Here is a 22,213-nt window from a genome sequence, read left to right as displayed (position 1 = left end):
CAAAATATGGCTGCAAAAATAGATTCGCACTTCACCTCCCAAGTTAAAACCATACTAAATAAAGTTTATGGAAGAAGTGTTTTAAAAGATTCATTGCTTGAACGGGCAATTTCTTTTTATGAAAATCAGCCTTTTAATCAAAATAAACTAGATAAATTACAACAGCGTATCGTTGAGCTTGAAACACAAAAAGACGATGATAACGTAAAACGTCACATAGAAAAGATTGAGCGCGATTATCGAGATTTTAAACAAGAGTTAAAACTTGAAAGTAACGAGCGGCATAAGTTTTTATACACATTGTGTAAAGACATTATTGATTTATGTGAAGGAAGTACTTTTAAAGACAGTGTTCGCAAATCTGCGCAGCTATTAGGCACTATTCAGCTACTGAGTCCAACTGAGGGTAAGCGAGTAGCAGAAGCCAATGAACGTTCAAAACCATTGTACAAAGCGGTATTAAGCTTAAGATTACTTGATCAGCTTTTCATAGCTAATGAGGTTTGTGTTCAAGATCAATACGTACAACAGGTGCTTGAAGGTGTTGATAGCGAACAGTTTCAAGATCTTAAATCGTTAGACAAAGAAAAATATAAGTCTCTTATAGAAGACATAAAAATTCCTTTTTTAATGGCATCGCTTATTCAAGACATTGGGCATTTTCATCCCGAAGCGCAAAAAATTGTCTGTGGCCCTGACGGTACATTAGACCCTTTTAGAACGCTGAAAGTTGAGGAGCGTAAAGCGCTACTACAAGTTAATTACCGAGAAACTATTAAGTTTTTAGTTGATGGTATTGGAGTCCCCTTATACATTGGCAACTCCAAAGCGGATCGCGATAAGTTTAATGTTTCGGAACATCGAAAATTAGTGTTTATCAAACATCTGCTTAAAAATGCAATCTCGCCTAAGCAAGGGATAGGTAACGTTTTAAAAGTGCCGCAGATATATGCGTCGATAATTCTATCAACCAAATCAAGCTACAACTATAAATTATTACCTAAGGTGTATCAGGCACTGAATCAGAATGCTGAGCGAGGTACTATTTGCCAAGTTGCTGTAGATACACTTCGACAAATTACCGGAGATTTCCCACAGGGCTATGGTGTTACTTACATTCCGACAGATTCAGACGGAAAAAAAGGTGAGCACTATGAGTATGCCATTGTTACACAGTTGTATCCTGAAAATCCTAAACACCCAGTTTGCCGGATGGCGACACGCGGTTTAACCTTTATTGCTCATGGGCAGGACATTGTTATTAAAGATGGTATAAACCTTTATAATACCGATACCGCAAAGGAGTTTGCTACGATCAGTAAAGATCGATTAAACGAAATTTTAGAAAAACTTGCCTCAAATTACCAAGAGCGTAAAAAGTTAGATTTGTTGCCTCGGTGCTGGCACGCTAATGACTATTTTGGCATGCGTAATCACCAAAAGCTTTGGAATAAAACTTCTTAACCTGATCTATCTTCCTATCTAGACACTCAGATACAACATATATTTAATGTTTTTCCAGCCTTAATAATCAAACTCCTGCCTATATTGTGTTTCGGATTGAAGTGTCATTAGGAAGTTTTAATGGGTACTAAACATCGCTTTTCAGGTGTGTTATAGCAAGGTGGGGGCTTTGTTTCTACGACACTTTGGCTGCGATTTTTACCAGACTTATTTGTCTAATGTGACAATAATCCCAAAAACCATTGGTTGTTTAAATGATACTAACTGCATATCTAAATGAGTGATTAGTGGCCATTTAACCTATTGATGGTTTTTGTGTGGGAAGCCGCATTGCAAATTACTTTTGCTGCGGCTTTTTGCTTTTATCGGTTATTGGAATTAGCTAAACCTTAAAAGCAATAATGTTGGATCATGGTTTGCAGTAGCTTATTCGTTTTATCTATTTCAGAAAGTGCCAAATATTCATTAGGTTGGTGTGCTTGTGCAATGGAGCCCGGCCCCATGACAATGGTTTTACAGCCTAAATGTTGAATAAATGGGGCTTCTGTTGCGTAGTTGACCGCACAACATGCATGACCACTTACTTTTTCTGCAAGCACTACAAAATCATCTTTAGCATCTTGCTCAAAACTTGGTGAGCTTGGGTGAAGTTCATCAAAAGTGACTCGGCCAGGGTATTTGGTTGCGACAGGTTTTAGTGCTTCAGAAAGTAATAAAATAAGCTCTGCATCAGTCATACCTGGCAGTGCTCTCATATCTATATCTAAGTGGCAGTGTCCACAAATTCTATTTGCATTGTCACCACCTTGAATCGCACCTAAGTTTAACGTTGGTCCTGCTACATCAAATGCATTATTTTGATAATGACTAAACAACTTTTGTTTTAGTTCCAATAATGCGCCGATAACACCATGCATAATTTCTATGGCATTAACCCCATAATCAGGTTTACTTGAATGGCCAGATTGCCCCTCAACCGTGATTCGATGTGACATATGTCCTTTGTGCATTACCACAGGTACTAAATTTGTCGGTTCGCCAATAATAGCAACATCAGGTGTTATTTTGTTTTCATCGGCAAAAAAACGAGCACCAGCCATAGTGGTTTCTTCATCCGCCGTGGCTAATACGTAAAGCGGTTTTTTTATTTTGTCGCGCTCTATTTGTTTGCACGCATGTAAAACAAAAGCAAAAAATCCTTTCATATCACAAGTACCAAGTCCAAAAAACTTGTTGTCTTTTTCTTGTATTTTAAAGGGATCAGTTTGCCACTTATTTTCATCATAAGGTACGGTATCACTGTGTCCTGCAAGTAGTAACCCACCAGTACCAGAGCCCAAAGTTGCCAATAGGTTATATTTATTTCTGGCATGTGGAACGGATTGAATTTCTATATGAAAACCTAAAGATTCAAACCATGCAGCGAGTTTTTCGATAATAGGTAGATTACCTTGATCCCAACTTTCAAGTGTTGAACTGATAGAGGGGGTTGAAATAAGTTCCTGTAATACTTGAGAAAAGTTAGGAATGTTTACCATATATTTAATCTCATTGTGTTTTTGCGGGTAGAAATTCATAATGGTTGCATATCTACCCATATTAAAATAGAATGCGCTTCTAGTTTAAATAAGCGTCAATCACTTGGCTATATAAAAATTATGGTTTTTTTAAACTTTGTTTAAAACTTTTGTTTTATATGGCTGCTTGTGTTTGTTGGTGCTAGATTTTTATTGTTGATTATTTCTTGCAAGCTAAATGAATTAAATGAGTGTTTTAATATTTAGCTGTGAATAAAAATGCATTTTATGGTGGGTGTTTATGAAAGTGGCGGTTATTGGTGCAAGTGGTTATGTAGGGGCTGAGTTAGTTTTTTTACTTAGTCGCCATGATAAATTGTCACTCGAGTACCTTGTTGTTTCGGAAGGCTCAACGTCAGCTGGCAAATCCTTCTCGCAACTTCATCCTAGATATCAAGGCATCTGTGACCTTCCGCTTATCGCTTTTTCTTCTCATTGGCTAGAGCAAGTGAAAGATAGCCTAGATGCGGTTTTTTTTGCGACCCCACATGAATATAGTGCTCAGTGGGCATCTCATTTTTTACAGCATGGCATTAAGGTTTTTGATCTCTCTGGTGGTTTTCGTCTAAATCAGCCACAAGACTATCCACAATATTATGGATTTGAACATCCAAACAACGACTTAATCAATCAAGCGGTTTATGGGTTAGCTGAATGGCAACGTCAGCAAATCGCAACAGCTAAGCTAGTTGCAGTCCCAGGTTGTTACCCAACGGCGAGTTTACTAGCGTTAAAACCTATCACTAATAATCAGCTACATGCCGAAAACAGTTTGATCGTTGTTAATGGTATTAGTGGTGTTAGTGGTGCAGGTAAAAAGCTGAGCATGGCCACGAGTTTTAATGAGGTAAGCCTGACACCCTACAACATTTTGCAACACAGACATCAACCGGAAATTAGTCAAGAAGCTCAAGCTCAAGTGATTTTCAATCCACATTTGGCACCGTATAAACGTGGGCTACTAAGTACTGTAACTCTGACGTTAAAATCAGGCGTAACTGTCGCAGATATAGATAACGCTTTTAATACTGCGTATCAAGATACGCCACTAGTTAGAATAAGTGCGGATTGGCCAAAAATTGATAATGTTGCCTATACACCTTTTGCTGATATTCATTGGCAGTTTGACGAAGAAAAACAGGTGCTTGTAGTCAGTTGTGCCATCGATAATCTACTGAAAGGCGCGGCGTCTCAGGCAATACAATGCGCTAACATCAGCTTAGGTTTACCGAGTCATTATGCCTTATTACCTACCACAGCTTCGGAGTTAGGTAATGGATAAAGCAAAATTAAAACCCTTAGTCATAAAAATTGGCGGTGCTATTTTAGAAACACACGGCGCACTACAAAAGTTACTGACGGTTATGGCGCAAGTGAAACACCGCCATATGGTGTTGATTCATGGCGGAGGCTGTGTCGTTGACGATATGTTGGCGAATGCGGGTTTTAGTACAGAAAAAAAACATGGATTACGTGTCACGCCGAAAGAACAAATGCCGATCATTGCAGGTGTGTTAGCGGGTCAAGTAAACAAATCGATAGTCGCTAGTGCTAACGCACTTAACATTCCTGCTGTTGGTTTGTCATTAACTGATGGTGATATGGTTGCCTGTCGCTTATCTGAATTGGATCTCGGTTGTGTTGGCGAACCCTATCCGCACTGTAGCAAATTATTAGATGGCTTATTAAATGGTGGCTTTTTACCCATTATTTCTTCAATTGGAGCGCTTAAGTCGGGGCAGTTAGTCAACGTAAATGCAGATGACGCAGCAGTTTCAATTTGTCAGTTGTTAAATGCTGAACTTTTACTTTTAACCGACGTTAATGGCGTCAAAGGTGCTAATGGTGATTATTTATCAACACTTGACGCAAATGAAGCCGACCAACTGATAGAACAAGGGGTTATTGCTGGTGGAATGACCGCTAAAGTTAAAGCTGCTCTGCATGCTGCCAATCAATTACGACGAAGTATCGCGGTTGCCAGTTGGCAACAGCCAGAACAAATAATGCATTTACTGGCTGGCCAAGCAATCGGTACCCGCATTGAAGCGAATTAAACCTCTTTAGATACTTTACGATAGGAATTGAATGATGACAGCTAAACACTTTGTTGCTGATGATTTATTAACGAAATCAGAGATAGAACATTTGATTGCTCAAGCAATCGATATTAAAAAAAATACTGAAAATTATGCAAACGCTTTATCTGGAAAGTCGATAGCCATGATTTTTGAAAAACCATCATTAAGAACACATGTCAGTTTTGATATGGGCATCAATAAACTCGGTGGACATGCACTATATTTAGGGCAACAAAACGGAAAACTTGGTGAGCGTGAACGCGTGTCAGATTACGCAAAAAACTTATCGTGCTATGCCGATGCGATTGTTGCTAGAGTTTTTTCTCACCAATCAATAGATCAATTGGCAGAACATGCTTCAGTACCGGTAGTAAATGCCTTATGTGATTTGTATCACCCATGTCAATCCTTAGCTGATTTTGTCACATTAGCAGAGCATTTTGATGTGCTTAATGGATTAAATCTAGCTTATGTGGGTGATGGCAATAATGTGTCGAATTCATTGATGATCACCGCAGCAACGCTAGGTGTTAATTTTACGTTAGTTTGTCCAGAGGGGCATGGCCCGTCACAACAGATGATAGATAAAGTGCAAACAATTGCCCTGCAAACAGGTACAAACTTTAGTTTAACTTCAGATGTTACTGCAATTGGCCAACAAGACGTTATTTACACTGATACTTGGGTGTCAATGGGCAATGAAGGTGAACAAGATAAAGCTCAGTTACTTGCCAAATTTGCACCATTTCAAGTGAACCACTCATTGATGGAAAAAACGCAGGCTAGTTATGTCATGCATTGTCAACCAGCTCATCTTGAGGAAGAAATTACAACCGCTTTGTTTGATGACGAAAGCAAGTCAATAGTCTTCAAACAGGCAGAAAACAGAATGTGGGCGCAATGTGCCGTTTTAGTTGACGCATTAGCATCGTAACCCTTTTAAAACAGATTATTTATAGGTAACAAACAATGGCTTTAGCAGCAAAAAAACAGATTAAAAAAGTAGTATTAGCATATTCAGGTGGTCTAGATACATCAGCGATTATTCCATGGTTAAAAGAAAATTATGACGGCTGTGAAGTTGTCGCTTTTTGCGCTGACGTTGGACAAGGCGAAGAAGAACTTAATGGCATAAAAGAAAAAGCCATTGCTTCTGGCGCTTCTGAATGCCATGTCGTCGATTTAAAGGAAGAATTTGTTAAAGAGTATATCTTCCCTATTTTAAAAACTGGTGCTGTTTATGAGGGGCAATACCTATTAGGTACCTCAATGGCACGTCCAGTGATTGCCAAAGCGCATGTTGAAGTGGCATTAAAAGTAGGGGCAGATGCCGTATGTCATGGCTGTACCGGCAAAGGTAACGATCAAGTACGTTTTGAGTCTTGTTTTGCTGCTTTAGCTCCACAACTAACGGTTATTGCGCCGTGGCGTGAATGGGATATGGTATCGCGTGAAGACCTACTTGATTACTTAGCAGAGCGCAATATTCCATGTGCGGCATCACTAACAAAAATTTATTCACGTGATGCTAATGCGTGGCACATTTCACATGAAGGTGGTGAACTTGAAGATCCTTGGTGTGAGCCGTCAAAAGAAGTATGGACGATGACTGTTGACCCAATGGATGCGCCGGATACACCACAAACAGTTGAGCTTAGCTTTGCAAATGGTGAATTGGTTGCCGTAGATGGTAAAGCGCTTTCACCATACCAATCGTTAATGTATCTCAATGATAAAGCAGCAGCACATGGTGTTGGTCGTATTGATATCGTGGAAAATCGTCTAGTAGGTATGAAGTCAAGAGGCTGTTATGAAACTCCAGGCGGCACTGTATTAATGGCTGCATATAAAGGCTTGGAAAGTTTAATTTTAGATAAAGAGTCACTTAAATTCCGTGAATCTGTTGGTCTAGAATTTTCTCATGTTATCTACGATGGCCGCTGGTTTACACCACTTGCCAAAGCGCAGTTAGCTGCAGCTGCATCGTTTGCTGAAAAGATGACAGGAGATGTTGTAGTTAAGTTATATAAAGGTACAGCAACAGTTACCCAACGTCGTTCACCTAATAGCTTATACTCAGAAGCGTTTGCTACCTTTGGTGCTGATGATGTTTATGATCAAAAACATGCAGAAGGCTTTATCCGCTTGTTTAGTTTATCAAGCAGAATCACAGCACTTTCACAACAAGACAAGTCATAAGGGTATTTCACATGGCATTATGGGGCGGCCGCTTTAAAGAAAAGGCAAGTGTACAGTTTAAAAAGTTTAACGACTCTTTACCGGTTGATTATCGTATGGCGGTGCAAGATATCGTTGGCTCAATTGCTTGGGCACAGGCAATTCACGAAGTCGGTGTATTGACTGAGCAAGAAGTAACACAGTTAACAGCGGCGTTGAATGATTTAAAACAATCGGTTGAACAAAACCCAAAACAAATTCTAGCGTCTGACGCAGAAGATATTCATAGTTGGGTAGAGCTGCAATTAATTGAGAAAACAGGTGATCTAGGTAAAAAATTACACACAGGCCGTTCTCGTAATGATCAAGTTGCCACTGATCTTAAGCTTTGGTGTAAAGAAATGGGCGGTGATTTATTGTTTGCCTTGGTCAACTTGCAACAGGCAATGATGAACTTGGCGGAACGTGAAAAAAATACCGTGTTGCCAGGCTATACCCATCTGCAACGTGCACAGCCAGTGACCTTTGGTCACTGGTGTTTAGCTTACGTTGAAATGTTTAATCGTGATATTGGACGATTGAAAGACGCTTTATATCGGTTGGATGTGTCGCCGTTAGGGTCAGGTGCGCTTGCCGGTACCGCTTATCCTATTGATCGCAATGCATTAGCCCACCGTTTAGGCTTTCGTACTGCAACCATGAATAGTTTAGATGCGGTGTCAGATCGTGACCATGTAATAGAACTGTTGGCCGCAGCAAGTATTTCTATGATGCATTTATCTCGTTTTGCAGAAGATCTGATTTTCTATAACTCGGGTGAAGCCGGCTTTGTTGAAATGAGTGACCTTGTCAGTTCTGGTTCGTCATTAATGCCACAAAAGAAAAACCCTGATGCATGTGAATTGATCCGTGGAAAAGCTGGCCGTGTTTTTGGTTCATTAACCGGTATGTTGACTACAATGAAAGCCTTGGCACTTGCTTATAATAAAGATATGCAAGAAGACAAAGAAGGCTTGTTTGATGCTATGGATACTTGGCTTGAGTGCATGGAAATGGCAACTTTAGTTGCTGACGGCCTGAAAGTGAATCGCACCCGAACCTTAGCTGCAGCACAGCAAGGTTACGCCAATGCAACAGAGCTTGCCGATTATCTTGTCGGTAAAAATATCCCGTTTCGTGAGGCGCATCACATTGTTGGTGAAGTGGTACTCGCTGCCATAGATAAAGGTGTACCTTTAGAAGATCTAACCTTAGCGCAGTTGCAAACTTTTAGTGACCAGATTGAGCAAGATGTTTATCAACATTTATCGATAGAGTCGACCTTAGATAAGCGTGAAGCATTGGGTGGTACATCACGCTCTCAAGTCGAAAAAGCATTAGCTTCTTTAGAGTTAGGTAAAGCAGATATTCTCAATGAACAAGTGGTTGGTGCGCCAGGTAAACAGCAAATTAATGTCGCTTTAAAGCAGGTTAAACAGCGCTTAAATGCTCAGCGTGCTGCAGCAATGTCGGTACGTAGAGCTAAAATGTCTGATGTTGATGGTATTGATCGCTTGGTAAACTTTTGGGCAGATAAAGGCGAGATTCTACCTCGTTCACGTGACAATATTATTCATGATATTCAAAGCTTTGTAGTGGCTGAAATTGATGGTCAGCTAGTAGGTACTGCTTGTTTGTATATCTACCAAACAGGTTTGGCTGAAATTAGGTCGGTTGTGGTTGAACAGTCAGTACATGGTGAAGGACAAGGTAAAGCGCTTGTACAATATTTGTTAGAATTTGCTCACCAAATGGAATTAGAACACATCATTGTTTTAACTTATATTCCAAAGTATTTTGACAAGTTAGGTTTTAAGGTCATTGATAAATCTTCTTTAGCGGACAACATTATTGAAGACAGTGAACCAAGTCCGCACAAAAACCCTGATGATGAAGTGGCAATGGAATATATTGTAGGGCAGAGATAAACAGATGATGCAATCAACTGACGATCAAAACTACGTAAAGTGGTTTAGAAATGCAGCACCTTATATCAATGCTCATCGAGGTAAAACCATCGTATTGATGTTTGGTGGTGAAGCTGTTGCTCACCCTAACTTTGCTAATATTATTCACGATATTGCTTTAATGCGAAGCTTAGGCATGAAATTGGTGGTCGTGCATGGCGCAAGACCACAAATTGAAGACCGTATGGCAAGGCGCGGTATTGAGCAAGCAATCGAAAATCATGTCAGGATTACTGACGCAGATACCTTAGTGGCAGTTAAAGACGCCACAGGGTCAATGCGTTTGCAAATTGAAGCGTTACTCACCATGGGATTAGTGAATTCACCTATGCATGGTTCACAAATTCGAGTCAGTAGTGGCAATTTTGTTATTGCTAAACCAATAGGTGTTAGAGATGGTGTTGATTTTAAATATACGGGCTCTGTGCGAAGAATAGATGCCGAAAGTATAAAACGTCAGCTTGATTATGGCTCTATCGTACTATTGTCACCTATCGGTTATTCACCTACTGGTGAAGTATTTAATTTGGCGTTAGAAGACGTTGCAACGCAAACAGCGATAGCATTGCAAGCAGATAAGTTAATTACTTTTACGGAAGAGCAGGGGTTAACGGATCAACAAGGGCAATTGATCAAAAGCTGCAGTGTTAGACGAGTAAAAGAGTTGGTCAATGAGAACAACTGCTATATTCGACAGCAGTTATTAAAAGCGATCATTCAATGTGGTGAAAACGGTGTTGAGCGTTGTCACTGTATCAGTTATCAAAGCGATACCGCATTATTGCAAGAATTGTTTACCCGTGATGGTGCAGGGACACTAATCGCTAAAGATCACAAAGAACAACTGTCTACTGCGACCATAGATGATGTTGGTGGCATTTTGGAGTTGATAGCGCCCCTTGAACAAGAAGGTATATTAGTTAAACGATCTAGAGAGCTGTTGGAAGTAGAAATTGACCGTTTTGTCGTACTTAAAAAAGAAGACGCAATTATTGCTTGTGCAGCTTTATATCCATATGAAGAAGCCAAAATGGGAGAAATCGCCTGCGTAGCGATTCACCCGGATTACCGAAAAGGAAATCGTGGTGAACGTCTAATGGATGAGCTGACAGAGAAGGCTAAAAGCATTGGCCTTAATGCATTGTTTGTACTAACAACCGTAAGCGGCCACTGGTTTCGGGAGCAAGGATTTACTGAGCAAGGTTTGGAAAATCTGCCCGAAGGTAAGAAGCAAATGTATAACTATCAGCGAAAATCCCAAGTTTTTGTCAAGTTAATTTAACGTAAAAAACCGCCATCTGGCGGTTTTTTTATCGCTATGCTGGTTGGCGAATGTGTAAAATTTGTGTAACATTTGTGCGTTACATATACCGTCGGACTAAAATTTCTACCTTTTGATTTAGGATATAACCGCCCGATGGTTATTAATCGATTCGATTTAAGCTAAAAAATAATAATTTAAAAGCAGCTAGATAATGAACAAATTTACGCAAGCGGTCGCCATGAGTATATTGGTGCTATCGCTCAATGTGCATGCACAACAAGGCGATGTTGAAAGAGCAGCTAATGAGCTGAATTTTTCGCTTGATACCAGTTATGGTGTTACCGACAACTATTTACTTACGCCAACAAATGAGCAGACCAACCAGTTTTGGCAAATTTCTCCAGCAATGCATTTCCAAATGCAAACTCGGCAACAACAGCTTGTTTTTACTGCCAATGCTCGCCATGTAAGTTTTAAAGACTATTCACAAGACGATCATACTGACATTGATCTATCACCTAGATATCAATACAAATGGTCAGTTAATCAGGGTGTTTATGTTAACTTACACTGGAAAACACAATTTGAGCAACGAGGAACCGGGCTGTCCATTGGCAATTCGCTTGCTATAAATGAGTTGGACGAAAGACAAACTCATAGTGGTGTTATTGGTTATAGATATGGCAGTGATGACTCTATCGCTAAACTGTCATTTGAACTGGGTCATCAATCTCAACAATATGAAACGAGACGTTCTCAATCGAGAATATTAGATCAAAAAAGCAACACTGCTCGCCTAACATTTGATTATTTATATGGGACAACTACTTACATAGCGACAGATTTATCGTTAGAGCAAGTGCGATTTAAACATCAACCTTTTTACGACAAAGATAAAAGTACAGCGTTACTGGGGGTGAAGTGGGCATTATCTTCAATCAATCAGTTTGATGTTTTGGTAGGGTATCAAAAAGTTTCTTTTCAAGAGTCATTGTTTGCCGACGATAGCAGTGCCAAATGGCGAATTAGTTGGCGCTGGCAGCCGTTATCTTCAGCATCCTTCTCCTTTAATTCTAGCCGTGATTTCGCCGAAGCTAATCGTTTAGTAAACAGTTACCGATTGGTTGACACTCATCAATTTACTTTATCAAAGCAATTTAATGATAGGTTTAGTGTTGAAGCCAGTGCAGGTGTTGTGCAACAAGAAGTGTTTTTTGAACAACAGCAAACCTCGGAAGATTATCTCAATGTTGATGCAAAACTGGCGTATCAATTAAACAGTCGTACGCGCTTTTACTTAGGTTATCAATATCGAGACTTGTCTGCCTCTCAAGAGTATTTAGAGCATCAACGAGAAAATATATCTTTTGGTGTAAAGGTCAGTTTGTGAGGTTAATTTAACGTGATTCGAATTGTTGTTTTATTTATGTTAGTTGCTTGTCCTCATATTGTTATGGCTGACCAATATAATCTAGGACCTGGTGATAAAATTGAAATAACGGTTTATGGCGAGCCAGATTTAACGACACGGGTGAAAATAGATAAAACTGGGCTGATCACTTACCCATTTTTGGAAGACCTTCAAGTAATAGGTTTAACACCAAAACAGCTTGAAGGTGTGATCACCAAGGGGTTGCTTGGAGACTATTTGGTTGACCCTCAGGTGGCGGTGTCTGTTGTTGAGTATCGTCCGTTTTTTATACATGGCCAAGTCAAAAGGCCCGGTGGCTACCCTTATCAAGAGGACTTAACCTTAGACAAGGCAATAGCCTTAGCAGGAGGACTTGCCGCAAGAGCGTCAAATAATGATTGGAAAATTATAAGAATTATTGATGGTAAAACGACGACTATTCAGGGGAATGTCTCAACGTTAGTGCTACCCGATGACATGATTAAAATAGAGCAAAGTTTCTTTTGACAACACGTGACGTAAATCCAATGACCATAAACCAAGAAGAGGTAGCATTAAAAGAAATACTAAGGCCGCTTTGGACTCGTCGTTGGAAAATTTTGTTTTTCACTTTGTTGATCACTTTTATTGTCGCTTTTTATATTACCTTGCTCAAACCGTCATATCAGGCAACGGCAATTTTGCAAATTGGCAGTAATAAACCTAAAAAGACGCTATCAATTAATGATGCATTTAATGAAGCAAGTGCAAGTCATGAACAGATACAAACTCAATACGAGTTATTAAAATCTAGAAAGTTTGCCGAGCGGGTTATCACACGTTTGAACTTAATAGAGCATGACGAGTTCAACAGTGGGAAGTTCAATAACAAAATCCCGTTATTAGGCAATTGGGGCAAGTCAGATTCGTCACCTAGTATTGGGCAAGTGATCACCGCGTTTCAACGGCGGTTAATCATAACGCCTATAGCAGGCACAGAGTTGGTGAAAATCTCTTTTATTTCCTACTCACCTGAATTAGCAAAAGAAGTGGCTAACCAAATAGGTTTTACTTATCTGCAATATCAGGATGAAATACACAGCGCATCCAAAGAATCAACTTCGCAATGGCTAGTCGACCAATTAGCAGAGTTAGGGAAAAAGCTAGAAGCCTCGGAATTAGCATTACAGCAATATCGAGAAGAGCAAGGTCTTGTTGATATCCAAGGGGTGGCAGGCTTAGTTTCTTCAGAGCTTACCGAGCTAACCTCTGAAGCTATCAAAGCAAAAAAACAACAAGATGATTTAAAAGTTACTTATCAATACATCCAGCAACATAAAAACAATTTAGCACGTCTTAAAGAACTACAAGAAATAAGTGAAAAACCTGCATATCGGCAGCTGAAGTTAAATGAAGAAAAAGCGGAGCGTAAACTATATGAATTATCAAAACGCTACGGCCCAAAACACCCCAAAAGAATAGCCGCTCAAGCAGAATTAGACTCAATCCGCGATAATGTCGACGATACTATCGCGACAATAGTGACATCCGTAGAAAAGGACTATCTTAATGTTGTCAAAAAGGAAAAAGCGACGCGTGTTCGCTTGGCCGATGCAAAACAAGATTATCTACGCCTGACACGATTACAAAATAAATTCTCACAACTAGAGCGTGAAGTTAAAACTAACCAAGAGTTATACAGCAATTATTTAGTAAGATTAAAAGAAGCGGATGCAATGGGAAATTATAAAGCGAACTTTTATGTACGTTTTATTGATAAGGCCGAACAGCCTAAAACGCGCTTTGCACCAAACCGAACATTGATCGTGATGGTTAGTTTTATCATGGCGTTAGCAGCTTGTTCTGTGGTTGTCATTATGCGAGAGCTATTAATGGATACGCTAAACTCTCGACGCAAATTGGATAACTTTCATGAAGCTCCAATTTTAGCTGTTTTACCCAAATTCAAAGCAAATCCGGCAAAAAGCCAAGAGAAAACTTATTATCAAGACAACCGATTTTTAGAGGCGGTACGCACATTAAGGACCTCTATTCTATTTGATAACGAAACTAAGCCGCCTAAAGTTATCGCAATTACTTCATCTGTGCCCAATGAAGGTAAGTCGACCGTTGCATTACAGTTAGCTCGTTCGTTTAGTGAAATGGAAAAAGTACTACTTATTGAAGCGGACATGCGTCACCCAACGCTGTATAAAAGTTTAAAGTTAGATATGTATCGACCGGGACTTTCAAACTTATTAGCTAAGACCCATCAAATCAATGAGTGTATTTTTAGAGACACGCAGCTCAAATTGGATGTATTAACCTCAGGAATAACACCGGCAAACCCATTGGCATTTTTATCAATGAAACGATTTAGCATGTTGCTCAATGTATTTGGCAATTTTTACGATAGAATTATCATTGAAACGCCCCCTGTCAACGCCGTGAGCGATGCGGTCATCATTTCGCGCAACGTTGATAGTGTGCTTTATATCGTACATGGCGGTAAAACCAAACGGGATCAAATCTCCTCAGGTTTACGATTGCTACGCCAAGCTGGCGCTCCAGTACAGGGAGTAGTGATAAATCAAAGCGAAAATATCGATACTGATAAATACCACAATAAATATTACGCTGACAAAGCAAACATTATTAAATTACCTATACGAAAACACGGATAGTGCGTGCAATGGCTTTTTTGATTACACTAGTCAAAATTTCTCTACCGTTTATCCATGATACCTGCACAATCTAGCGAAACGCGCCAATTAAATACTTTGGCAATTAATGCAAAATGCCCAGCCTTATATTTGCCTGAATCTATTGCAGATCTTAAAGAGATTATCCGCGATTTAGATGCGCCATTTTATCTTTTAGGTGAAGGCAGCAATACCTTGTTTACAGAAGATCAAACGCCAGTGTTGATTAAGCCAAAGTTAATGGGAAAATCTATTAGACACGATGGCGACAATGTTTTTATAACGGTTGGCTGCGGTGAAAATTGGCATGAGTTAGTCACTTTTTGTAAAGATCAAGGCTATCACGGGCTGGAAAACTTGGCATTAATTCCCGGATCTGTAGGCGCTGCTCCGGTGCAAAACATTGGTGCTTATGGCGTTGAACTGTCTGACGTATTATATAGTGTTCAATGGTTTGATTTTACTACGTTCGATGTGAAAGAAATGGCCGCAGCTGAGTGTCAGCTGGCGTATCGCGACAGTATTTTCAAACGCCAATTAAAAGGTAAGGGAGCTATTACTGCTGTTACCTTAAAACTATCAACACAATTTGTTGCTAAGCTAGGTTACGCTGGATTAAATCAATTGCCAGCTGATGTTAGTGCAGAACAGGTGTATCAGCAGGTTATCGCTATTAGACAAAGTAAACTACCCAACCCCGATGACATCCCAAATGCAGGGAGCTTCTTTAAAAACCCGATAGTATCGCATAGCGTTTTTGAACAACTGATCCAACTGAACCCGAATATGCCGAGTTACCCTGCAGCGTCAGGCTTTAAAAAATTAGCCGCAGGTTGGCTTATCGACCAAGCCGGTTTTAAAGGAATTCGATTTGGTGAAGCCGGCGTTCATCAACAACAAGCTTTGGTGCTTGTGAATTTAGGTCAAGCTAATGGTAAAGATATTATTGCCTTGGCTAATAAAATTAGAACTGAAGTACACAAAAAATTTAATGTACTACTTGAGCCAGAAGTACGTTTTGTTGATCAGCATGGGTTAACGGATATAGATAAAGCGAGTCAAACGTGTCTAAATCAATAAGATCAGAAATTATTAAAGCATTAGCTGATGGGCAGTTTATTTCTGGTCAAGCTTTAGGCGAAGCACTGGGGATAAGCCGAGCCGCGGTATCAAAACACGTGAAGCATTTAACCGAATTAGGGCTAGATATTTTTAGTGTTACTGGCAAGGGATACAAGTTGTCGGCAGCTATATCATTGTTAAATAAAGTAGATATTGTTAAACACCTTGATGCCGACTGGTTAGATACAAAGGTTGACGTACATTTCACCATTGATTCAACAAATAGTTATTTGCTAAGGCGAATTCCAAACCAAGTGAAGGTTGGTCAAGTTTGTATTGCGGAATCACAACAGGCTGGTCGTGGTCGAAGAGGTCGCCAATGGGTCTCTCCTTTTGGCTCACATATCTATATGTCGATGTATTGGCATTTGGAGCAAGGCATGTCCGCTGCTATGGGATTAAGCATGGTAACTGCGTTAGCGGTAAGTGATGCTATCCACTGCTTATATAATATTGATGTAGAACTTAAATGGCCAAATGACATTTATATCAATGGTGTAAAACTTGCGGGCATTTTAATTGAGCTTGAAGGGCAAGCCATGGAACCGTGCCACTGTATTATTGGCATTGGATTAAACGTTAAAATGCCGATGGATGTCGCTGAAGATATTACACAGCCATGGACAGACTTACAAAGTCATGTAAAAGAGCCAATAGACAGAAATGAATTAGTGGCAGTTATTATAAATTGTTTGCGCAATCGACTTAGACAACATGCAACAGAAGGCATGAATGCCATGCTAAACGATTGGCATCAGCGTGATGTCTTCATGAACAAACCCGTAAAATTAATTACTGGCGAAAAACAGACTCTAGGCACTTGTCGTGGTATCAACAGTCAAGGTGCACTTTTATTGGAACAAGACGGCCAAATAAAGCCAATCTATGGTGGTGAAGTATCGCTTAGAGGTGTGCAATGAAGCTATTGATAGACGTAGGTAATACACGAATTAAATATGCTTTTGATAATAAAGGTCAGTTGTCAGAGGTCAAATACCTTGAAAAAGATGATTTGCACTATTTGTTAACTCAAGAAGTGTTGTGCCAAATAAAAAAGGTAATAATAGCTGCAGTTGGCCAATCTATTATGGTCGAGCAACTTGTTTCATTGTTCAATGACGTCAAAGTGCCTGTGCAAATGTTAAAAAGCCAACCAAGTTTTAATGGTTTAGTTAATAGCTATGCTGAGCCAGAAAAACTAGGGGTTGATCGCTGGCTTGCCATGTTAGGTGCAAAACACAGTTTTACCAATAAACATCTACTTGTAATAGACGCGGGTACTGCGACAACAGTTGACTTTATTAATGCAGAAGGTGTGCACCAGGGGGGATGGATCTTACCTGGCTTGCAACTCATGCGTAACGCACTTTATGGAAAAACAGAAAAAGTAAAAGGTGATGAACAAGCTATTCAATCGCTTATGTTTGCTAACAACACAACGTTAGCGGTTAATCAAGGTGTGCATGCTGCAACTATCGGTGGCATTAAACAAGCCATTAACCTAGCCACTGGATTTGCAGCTGAGCAAGGAGGCGAATTAGTCATTGTGCTAACAGGTGGAGATGCACAACAAATTCAATCGCTACTTTCGGTTAAATCTCGTCTAATAAATGCGCTTATTTTCATCGGAATGCAGCAATATTGCTGAGTTTGTTCACGATTGTCGGATAAAAAAACAGCAAACGGAAAAAAACATGCATTTTTTTCATTTTTTCTGTTGCAAGGGGCAAAACATTACTCTAGAATTCGCACCACTTAATGTAGTGCCGACTTAGCTCAGTTGGTAGAGCAACTGACTTGTAATCAGTAGGTCGCCAGTTCGATTCCGGCAGTCGGCACCATTAACGCTCTTTTCAAGAGAAAAGAATTTGGAGGGGTTCCCGAGTGGCCAAAGGGATCAGACTGTAAATCTGACGGCTCCGCCTTCGGTGGTTCGAATCCACCTCCCTCCACCATATTTTGCAGGGATATTCTGATTGAATACCTGCGGGTGTCGTATAATGGCTATTACCTCAGCCTTCCAAGCTGATGATGCGGGTTCGATTCCCGCCACCCGCTCCAATCTTTGTAAACTCGTGTGCTGATATAGCTCAGTTGGTAGAGCGCACCCTTGGTAAGGGTGAGGTCGGCAGTTCAAATCTGCCTATCAGCACCACTTCTACATCGACTTCTCTCACTTATCCTATTTACTTAAATTTATAGCTTATAAACTGCCTAGAGGTATTTAAAAGTGGCTAAAGAAAAATTTGAACGTTCGAAACCGCACGTTAACGTTGGTACTATCGGTCACGTTGACCACGGTAAAACAACTCTAACTGCTGCTATCTCAGCAGTATTAACTAAAACTCACGGTGGTGAAGTACGCGATTTCGCACAAATCGATAACGCACCAGAAGAGCGTGAGCGTGGTATCACGATCAATACTTCTCACATTGAGTATGACACAGCAGACCGTCACTACGCGCACGTAGACTGTCCAGGTCACGCGGATTATGTTAAAAACATGATCACAGGTGCAGCCCAAATGGACGGCGCTATCTTAGTAGTAGCGGCGACAGACGGCCCAATGCCACAAACACGTGAGCACATCCTTCTTTCTCGTCAGGTAGGTGTACCTTACATCATCGTATTCTTAAACAAATGCGACATGGTAGATGACGAAGAGTTATTAGAATTAGTAGAGATGGAAGTACGTGAACTTCTTTCTGAATACGATTTCCCAGGTGATGACTTACCAATCATCCAAGGTTCAGCTTTAGGCGCGTTAAACGGCGAAGCTCAGTGGGAAGCAAAAGTATTAGAACTTGCAGAGCAATTAGATACTTACATTCCAGAGCCAGAGCGTGCGATTGATGGTGACTTCATTCTTCCAATTGAAGACGTATTCTCAATCCAAGGTCGTGGTACAGTAGTAACAGGTCGTGTAGAGCGTGGTATCATCAAAGTAGGTGATGATGTAGAAATCGTAGGTATCAAAGATACAACGACTACAACATGTACTGGTGTAGAGATGTTCCGTAAGCTTCTAGACGAAGGTCGTGCAGGTGAGAACTGTGGTGTATTATTACGTGGTACTAAGCGTGATGAAGTACAACGTGGTCAAGTACTATGTAAGCCTGGTTCAATCAAGCCACACACTAAGTTCGAATCAGAAGTTTATGTATTAACAAAAGATGAAGGTGGTCGTCACACGCCATTCTTCAAAGGCTACCGTCCACAGTTCTACTTCCGTACAACTGACATCACAGGTGCTGTAGAGCTTCCTGAAGGTGTAGAAATGGTAATGCCAGGCGACAACTTAAAGTTTGTTGTAGAGCTAATCAACCCAATCGCGATGGACGAAGGTTTACGTTTCGCTATCCGTGAAGGTGGTCGTACAGTAGGTGCTGGTGTTGTATCAAAAATCATCGAGTAATCGATAATTTAGATAAATATCTAACCTAGAAAAAGGTCGCGCAAGCGGCCTTTTTTACGTTTGGACTTATTAAAAGTAGGTACAGGTGTGTATCAGCTCTTGCCTCAAGAAAAGCATCAAGTAATCGATAGTTTTTAACACTAAAACCTAAAAAGAGCAGCCAATGGCTGCTCTTTTTGTATGTGCGACCAGCTTCACGGTGTTCCGTGATGACAACATTGTCAGGAACAATGTTGAACAAACGTTAGTTTGGCCCATAGGGTGTAAGGCAGGAAGCCTGAAATATCAAATACGTTAAGAAAATAGTCCCAATGGACTATTTTTAGTAATTTTCACAAGTGCCTCTGGCACGCAGTTAGAGTGGTACAGTAGGTGCTGGTGTTGTATCAGCTCTTGCCTCAAGAAAAGCATCGAGTAATCGATAATTTAGATACCCATGTATCCAAGAAAAAGGTCGCGCAAGCGGCCTTTTTTACGTTTGGACTTATTAAAAGTAGTCGCAGGTGTTGTATCAGCTCTTACCTCAAGAAAAGCATAGGGTAATCGATAAGTTAGATAAGCACCTATCTTAGAAAAAGGTCGCGTAAGCGGCCTTTTTTTCGTTTGGACTTATTAAAAGTAGGAGCAGGTGTTGTATCAGTTTTTGCCTCAAGAAAAGCATCGAGTAATCGATAATTTTTTACACTAAAACCTAAAAAGAGCAGCCATTGGCTGCTCTTTTTGCTTGTGCGGCTTTTTACGTTTGGTGGTAGTAAAAAATAGGTGCAGGTGTTGTATCAACTCTTATTGAAAAAGCAGCCTATTGGCTGCTTGCTTAATAACAACCTTGGCTTTTTTTAAGCGCGATTAGGAATAATTTGAATTTCTACGCGGCGATTTAATGCGCGATTTTGCGCTGTATCGTTAGCAACGATTGGCATACTTTCACCGTAACCTGTTACTTTCAAGCGAGACTCAATAATGCTTTGTTGTACTAAATAGCTTTTTACACTGTTAGCGCGTTTAAGTGATAACTCTTGGTTGTAATTATCAGAACCTGTGTTGTCTGTGTGTCCTTCAATACTCAATAGCGTTTTATCGTATTTGGTTAACACTTTAGCAATATCGTTTAAAGTTGCATGAAACCCTGTTGAAATATATGACTGATTTGTTGCAAAAGTGATGTTCGAAGGCATGACGAGGCGGATATTGTCGCCTTCGCGGACAACATCGATACCTGATCCTGAAAGTTCATCCCTAAACTCAGCTTCTTGTTTATCCATATAATCACCAATGGCAGCACCTGCTAGAGCGCCAATGGCTGCGCCCCAAACTAGTCGCTTATCTTTGTGATTACCTGTTGATTTTCCTAGCACTGCGCCTGCGACCGCACCGATAGCAGCGCCTTTTTCAGCGTTGGTTGATGCACAACCTGTTGTAATTAATGAAAGTGAAATAACAGGAATAATAAATTTTTTAGCGAGCATAATAATAGTTACCTTTTATTTGTAATGGCATTGGTACGGCATTTTTATGTACTGCAAAATCACCAAATGCGATTAAAAGCAGCTTCATCTTAATGTTTGTCTATAAAAATGTGTAGCTGTTGAAACAAAATCTATCAAATCAGGCTTAATTGATGCTGAACGTAGGGTGTTTTTAAATTGTACGATTTTTGACTAAATTAACGAGAACATTAGTTTAATGCCCAATGGATGAAAAATTACCTTGAGTATATGAATTGACTCAGTATAATAGCCCCTCACTTCTCGTGTTAGTCTTAATTTTCCCAAACAAACTAAGAATCACCCGACAAGTGCAACCTAATTTTGGTTGAAAATTAAAGGGGTATAGTTCCAATTGGTAGAACAGCGGTCTCCAAAACCGACGGTTGGGAGTTCGAATCTCTCTACCCCTGCCAAATTTTAGAATTGAGTCTTGAAAAGATTCTGTTCAGTCTTATGTTGTCATAAGAGCATGGATTAAATATTTAACAGGTAGAATTATGAATGCAAGTACAGAAGCCCCACAAGGTGGTTCTCTAGATTCATTAAAATGGGTCCTAGTCTTCGTTTTATTGGCTGGTGCAGTATTTGGCAACTATTATTTTGGTGACCAATCTGTTTTAGTTCGTGCTGTTGCCGTGGTTGTAGCAGTTGCTGTAGCTGGCTTAATTGCTGCACAAACAGAAAAAGGTAAAACGTTTATTACTTTTGCTAAAGAAGCACGTACCGAAACTCGTAAAGTTGTTTGGCCAACACGTCAAGAAGCCGTGCAAACAACTGGTATTGTATTAGTGGCTACATTAATTATGTCACTTTTACTTTGGGGTCTTGATTCAATCTTATTTGAAGTAGTTGGCTTCATTACCGGCTTACAGGTGTAATTATGTCTGAAGATACTTTAACTGAAAACAAGCCAAAGCTTCGTTGGTACGTTGTACAGGCGTTTTCTGGTTACGAAGGTCGTGTTCAAAAAACGTTACTTGAACATATTGAAATTCATGGCTTACAAGACAAATTTGGACAAATTCTTGTACCAACAGAAGAAGTTGTTGAAATGCGTGCAGGACAAAAACGCAAATCGGCACGTAAATTCTTCCCAGGCTATGTATTAGTAGAAATGGCGATGGATGAAGAAGCGTGGCATTTAGTGAAAAGTGTTCCTCGTGTACTTGGTTTTATTGGTGGTACATCTGACCGCCCAATGCCTATCACTAAAAAAGAAGCTGATCGTATTCTACAGCGTCTAGAAGATAGTGATGCACCTAAACCGAAAACGTTATTTGAAGTGGGTGAAGTGGTTCGTGTTATCGAAGGTCCATTTGCTGACTTTAACGGTGTAGTTGAAGAATTAGATTACGAGAAGAACCGCATTAAAGTTTCGGTACTTATCTTTGGTCGTTCTACACCAGTAGACCTTGAATTTGGTCAAGTAGAAAAGGGTAACTAATTAAATTTACCCAATTTAAAAAAGATCTTGAAACGGCAGTGTTGATTAATTTATAATCCGCTGCCGTTTTTATTTGTGCTGAT

At 40.0% G+C, this 22,213-nt stretch carries 18 protein-coding genes and 5 tRNA genes; 21 read left to right on the top strand and 2 right to left on the bottom strand.

From position 1 onward, the window contains the following. Positions 1-6: 6 nt before the first annotated feature. A complete protein-coding gene (locus IE199_RS06675) occupies positions 7-1,464 on the top strand; it encodes a KOW domain-containing RNA-binding protein (RefSeq protein ID WP_189768470.1) in 1,458 nt (485 codons plus the stop codon). A 389-nt stretch (positions 1,465-1,853) separates the two neighbouring features. Here IE199_RS06675 and argE read toward each other — a convergent pair whose 3' ends face one another. After that, entirely contained in the window at positions 1,854-3,041 is a 1,188-nt protein-coding gene (gene argE, locus IE199_RS06670) for an acetylornithine deacetylase (protein ID WP_373304773.1), read from the bottom strand. Positions 3,042-3,282: 241 nt separating this feature from the next. Between argE and argC the strand changes: the two genes are divergently transcribed. The 17 genes from argC (at position 3,283) to tuf (ending at position 19,199) form a co-directional block, all read left to right on the top strand. Beyond that, positions 3,283-4,323 carry an N-acetyl-gamma-glutamyl-phosphate reductase gene (gene argC / locus IE199_RS06665; protein WP_189768468.1) on the top strand — a complete coding sequence of 347 codons (1,041 nt, stop codon included), beginning with the start codon at positions 3,283-3,285 and terminating at the stop codon, positions 4,321-4,323. After that, positions 4,316-5,098, top strand: a complete 783-nt coding sequence (gene argB / locus IE199_RS06660; protein ID WP_189768466.1) for an acetylglutamate kinase — start codon at positions 4,316-4,318, stop codon at positions 5,096-5,098. The genes argC and argB overlap by 8 nt, the downstream gene beginning before the upstream one ends. 31 nt (positions 5,099-5,129) lie before the next feature. Then, a complete protein-coding gene (locus tag IE199_RS06655; RefSeq protein ID WP_229854578.1) occupies positions 5,130-6,056 on the top strand; it encodes an ornithine carbamoyltransferase in 927 nt (308 codons plus the stop codon). 35 nt (positions 6,057-6,091) lie between these two features. Next, positions 6,092-7,321 carry an argininosuccinate synthase gene (locus IE199_RS06650; RefSeq protein WP_189768464.1) on the top strand — a complete coding sequence of 410 codons (1,230 nt, stop codon included), beginning with the start codon at positions 6,092-6,094 and terminating at the stop codon, positions 7,319-7,321. Between the two features lie 11 nt (positions 7,322-7,332). Next, positions 7,333-9,267 (top strand): argininosuccinate lyase, encoded by a 1,935-nt coding sequence (gene argH, locus IE199_RS06645; RefSeq protein WP_189768463.1) that lies wholly within the window; start codon positions 7,333-7,335, stop codon positions 9,265-9,267. A 4-nt stretch (positions 9,268-9,271) separates the two neighbouring features. Then, positions 9,272-10,588 carry an amino-acid N-acetyltransferase gene (argA, locus tag IE199_RS06640; protein ID WP_189768461.1) on the top strand — a complete coding sequence of 439 codons (1,317 nt, stop codon included), beginning with the start codon at positions 9,272-9,274 and terminating at the stop codon, positions 10,586-10,588. Positions 10,589-10,781: 193 nt separating this feature from the next. Then, positions 10,782-11,960 (top strand): DUF5777 family beta-barrel protein, encoded by a 1,179-nt coding sequence (locus IE199_RS06635; protein ID WP_189768459.1) that lies wholly within the window; start codon positions 10,782-10,784, stop codon positions 11,958-11,960. 12 nt (positions 11,961-11,972) lie between these two features. Next, positions 11,973-12,488, top strand: coding sequence for a polysaccharide biosynthesis/export family protein (locus IE199_RS06630; RefSeq protein WP_229854576.1), 516 nt, complete (start codon positions 11,973-11,975; stop codon positions 12,486-12,488). Positions 12,489-12,508: 20 nt separating this feature from the next. Beyond that, entirely contained in the window at positions 12,509-14,644 is a 2,136-nt protein-coding gene (locus IE199_RS06625; RefSeq protein WP_189768457.1) for a GumC family protein, read from the top strand. A 54-nt stretch (positions 14,645-14,698) separates the two neighbouring features. After that, positions 14,699-15,742, top strand: coding sequence for a UDP-N-acetylmuramate dehydrogenase (gene murB / locus IE199_RS06620; protein WP_189768455.1), 1,044 nt, complete (start codon positions 14,699-14,701; stop codon positions 15,740-15,742). After that, positions 15,727-16,704: a bifunctional biotin--[acetyl-CoA-carboxylase] ligase/biotin operon repressor BirA gene (birA, locus tag IE199_RS06615; RefSeq protein WP_189768453.1), complete on the top strand. Its 978-nt coding sequence runs from the start codon at positions 15,727-15,729 to the stop codon at positions 16,702-16,704. The genes murB and birA overlap by 16 nt, the downstream gene beginning before the upstream one ends. After that, positions 16,701-17,432: a type III pantothenate kinase gene (locus IE199_RS06610; RefSeq protein ID WP_189768450.1), complete on the top strand. Its 732-nt coding sequence runs from the start codon at positions 16,701-16,703 to the stop codon at positions 17,430-17,432. The genes birA and IE199_RS06610 overlap by 4 nt, the downstream gene beginning before the upstream one ends. A 117-nt stretch (positions 17,433-17,549) precedes the next feature. Further along, a tRNA-Thr gene (locus IE199_RS06605) sits at positions 17,550-17,625 on the top strand. 29 nt (positions 17,626-17,654) lie between these two features. Continuing rightward, positions 17,655-17,739, top strand: a tRNA-Tyr gene (locus tag IE199_RS06600). 31 nt (positions 17,740-17,770) lie between these two features. Next, positions 17,771-17,845 (top strand) — tRNA-Gly (locus IE199_RS06595). 18 nt (positions 17,846-17,863) lie between these two features. After that, positions 17,864-17,939 (top strand) — tRNA-Thr (locus tag IE199_RS06590). 75 nt (positions 17,940-18,014) lie between these two features. Next, the gene (tuf, locus tag IE199_RS06585) at positions 18,015-19,199 is read left to right on the top strand and encodes an elongation factor Tu (RefSeq protein ID WP_189768426.1); all 1,185 of its coding nucleotides are present in this window, start codon (positions 18,015-18,017) and stop codon (positions 19,197-19,199) included. Between the two features lie 836 nt (positions 19,200-20,035). Here the strand turns inward: tuf and IE199_RS06580 are convergent. After that, the gene (locus tag IE199_RS06580; RefSeq protein WP_189768449.1) at positions 20,036-20,665 is read right to left on the bottom strand and encodes a YiaD family glycine zipper/OmpA-like lipoprotein; all 630 of its coding nucleotides are present in this window, start codon (positions 20,663-20,665) and stop codon (positions 20,036-20,038) included. Positions 20,666-21,022: 357 nt separating this feature from the next. On the opposite strand from IE199_RS06580, the gene IE199_RS06575 reads away from it, so the two are divergent. The 3 genes from IE199_RS06575 (at position 21,023) to nusG (ending at position 22,130) form a co-directional block, all read left to right on the top strand. After that, positions 21,023-21,099 (top strand) — tRNA-Trp (locus tag IE199_RS06575). Between the two features lie 84 nt (positions 21,100-21,183). Further along, complete coding sequence (gene secE / locus IE199_RS06570; RefSeq protein ID WP_189768447.1) at positions 21,184-21,564, top strand: preprotein translocase subunit SecE; 381 nt, start codon at positions 21,184-21,186, stop codon at positions 21,562-21,564. Positions 21,565-21,566: 2 nt separating this feature from the next. Then, on the top strand, positions 21,567-22,130 hold the full coding sequence (gene nusG, locus IE199_RS06565; RefSeq protein ID WP_189768445.1) for a transcription termination/antitermination protein NusG: 564 nt from the start codon (positions 21,567-21,569) through the stop codon (positions 22,128-22,130). Positions 22,131-22,213: the final 83 nt, after the last annotated feature.

The organism is Thalassotalea marina (genome assembly GCF_014656435.1).
In the GTDB taxonomy this organism is placed as follows: domain Bacteria; phylum Pseudomonadota; class Gammaproteobacteria; order Enterobacterales; family Alteromonadaceae; genus Thalassotalea_C; species Thalassotalea_C marina.
Note: the sequence above shows the minus strand (reverse complement) of the source record. Positions and strands in the feature narration are given on the sequence as shown.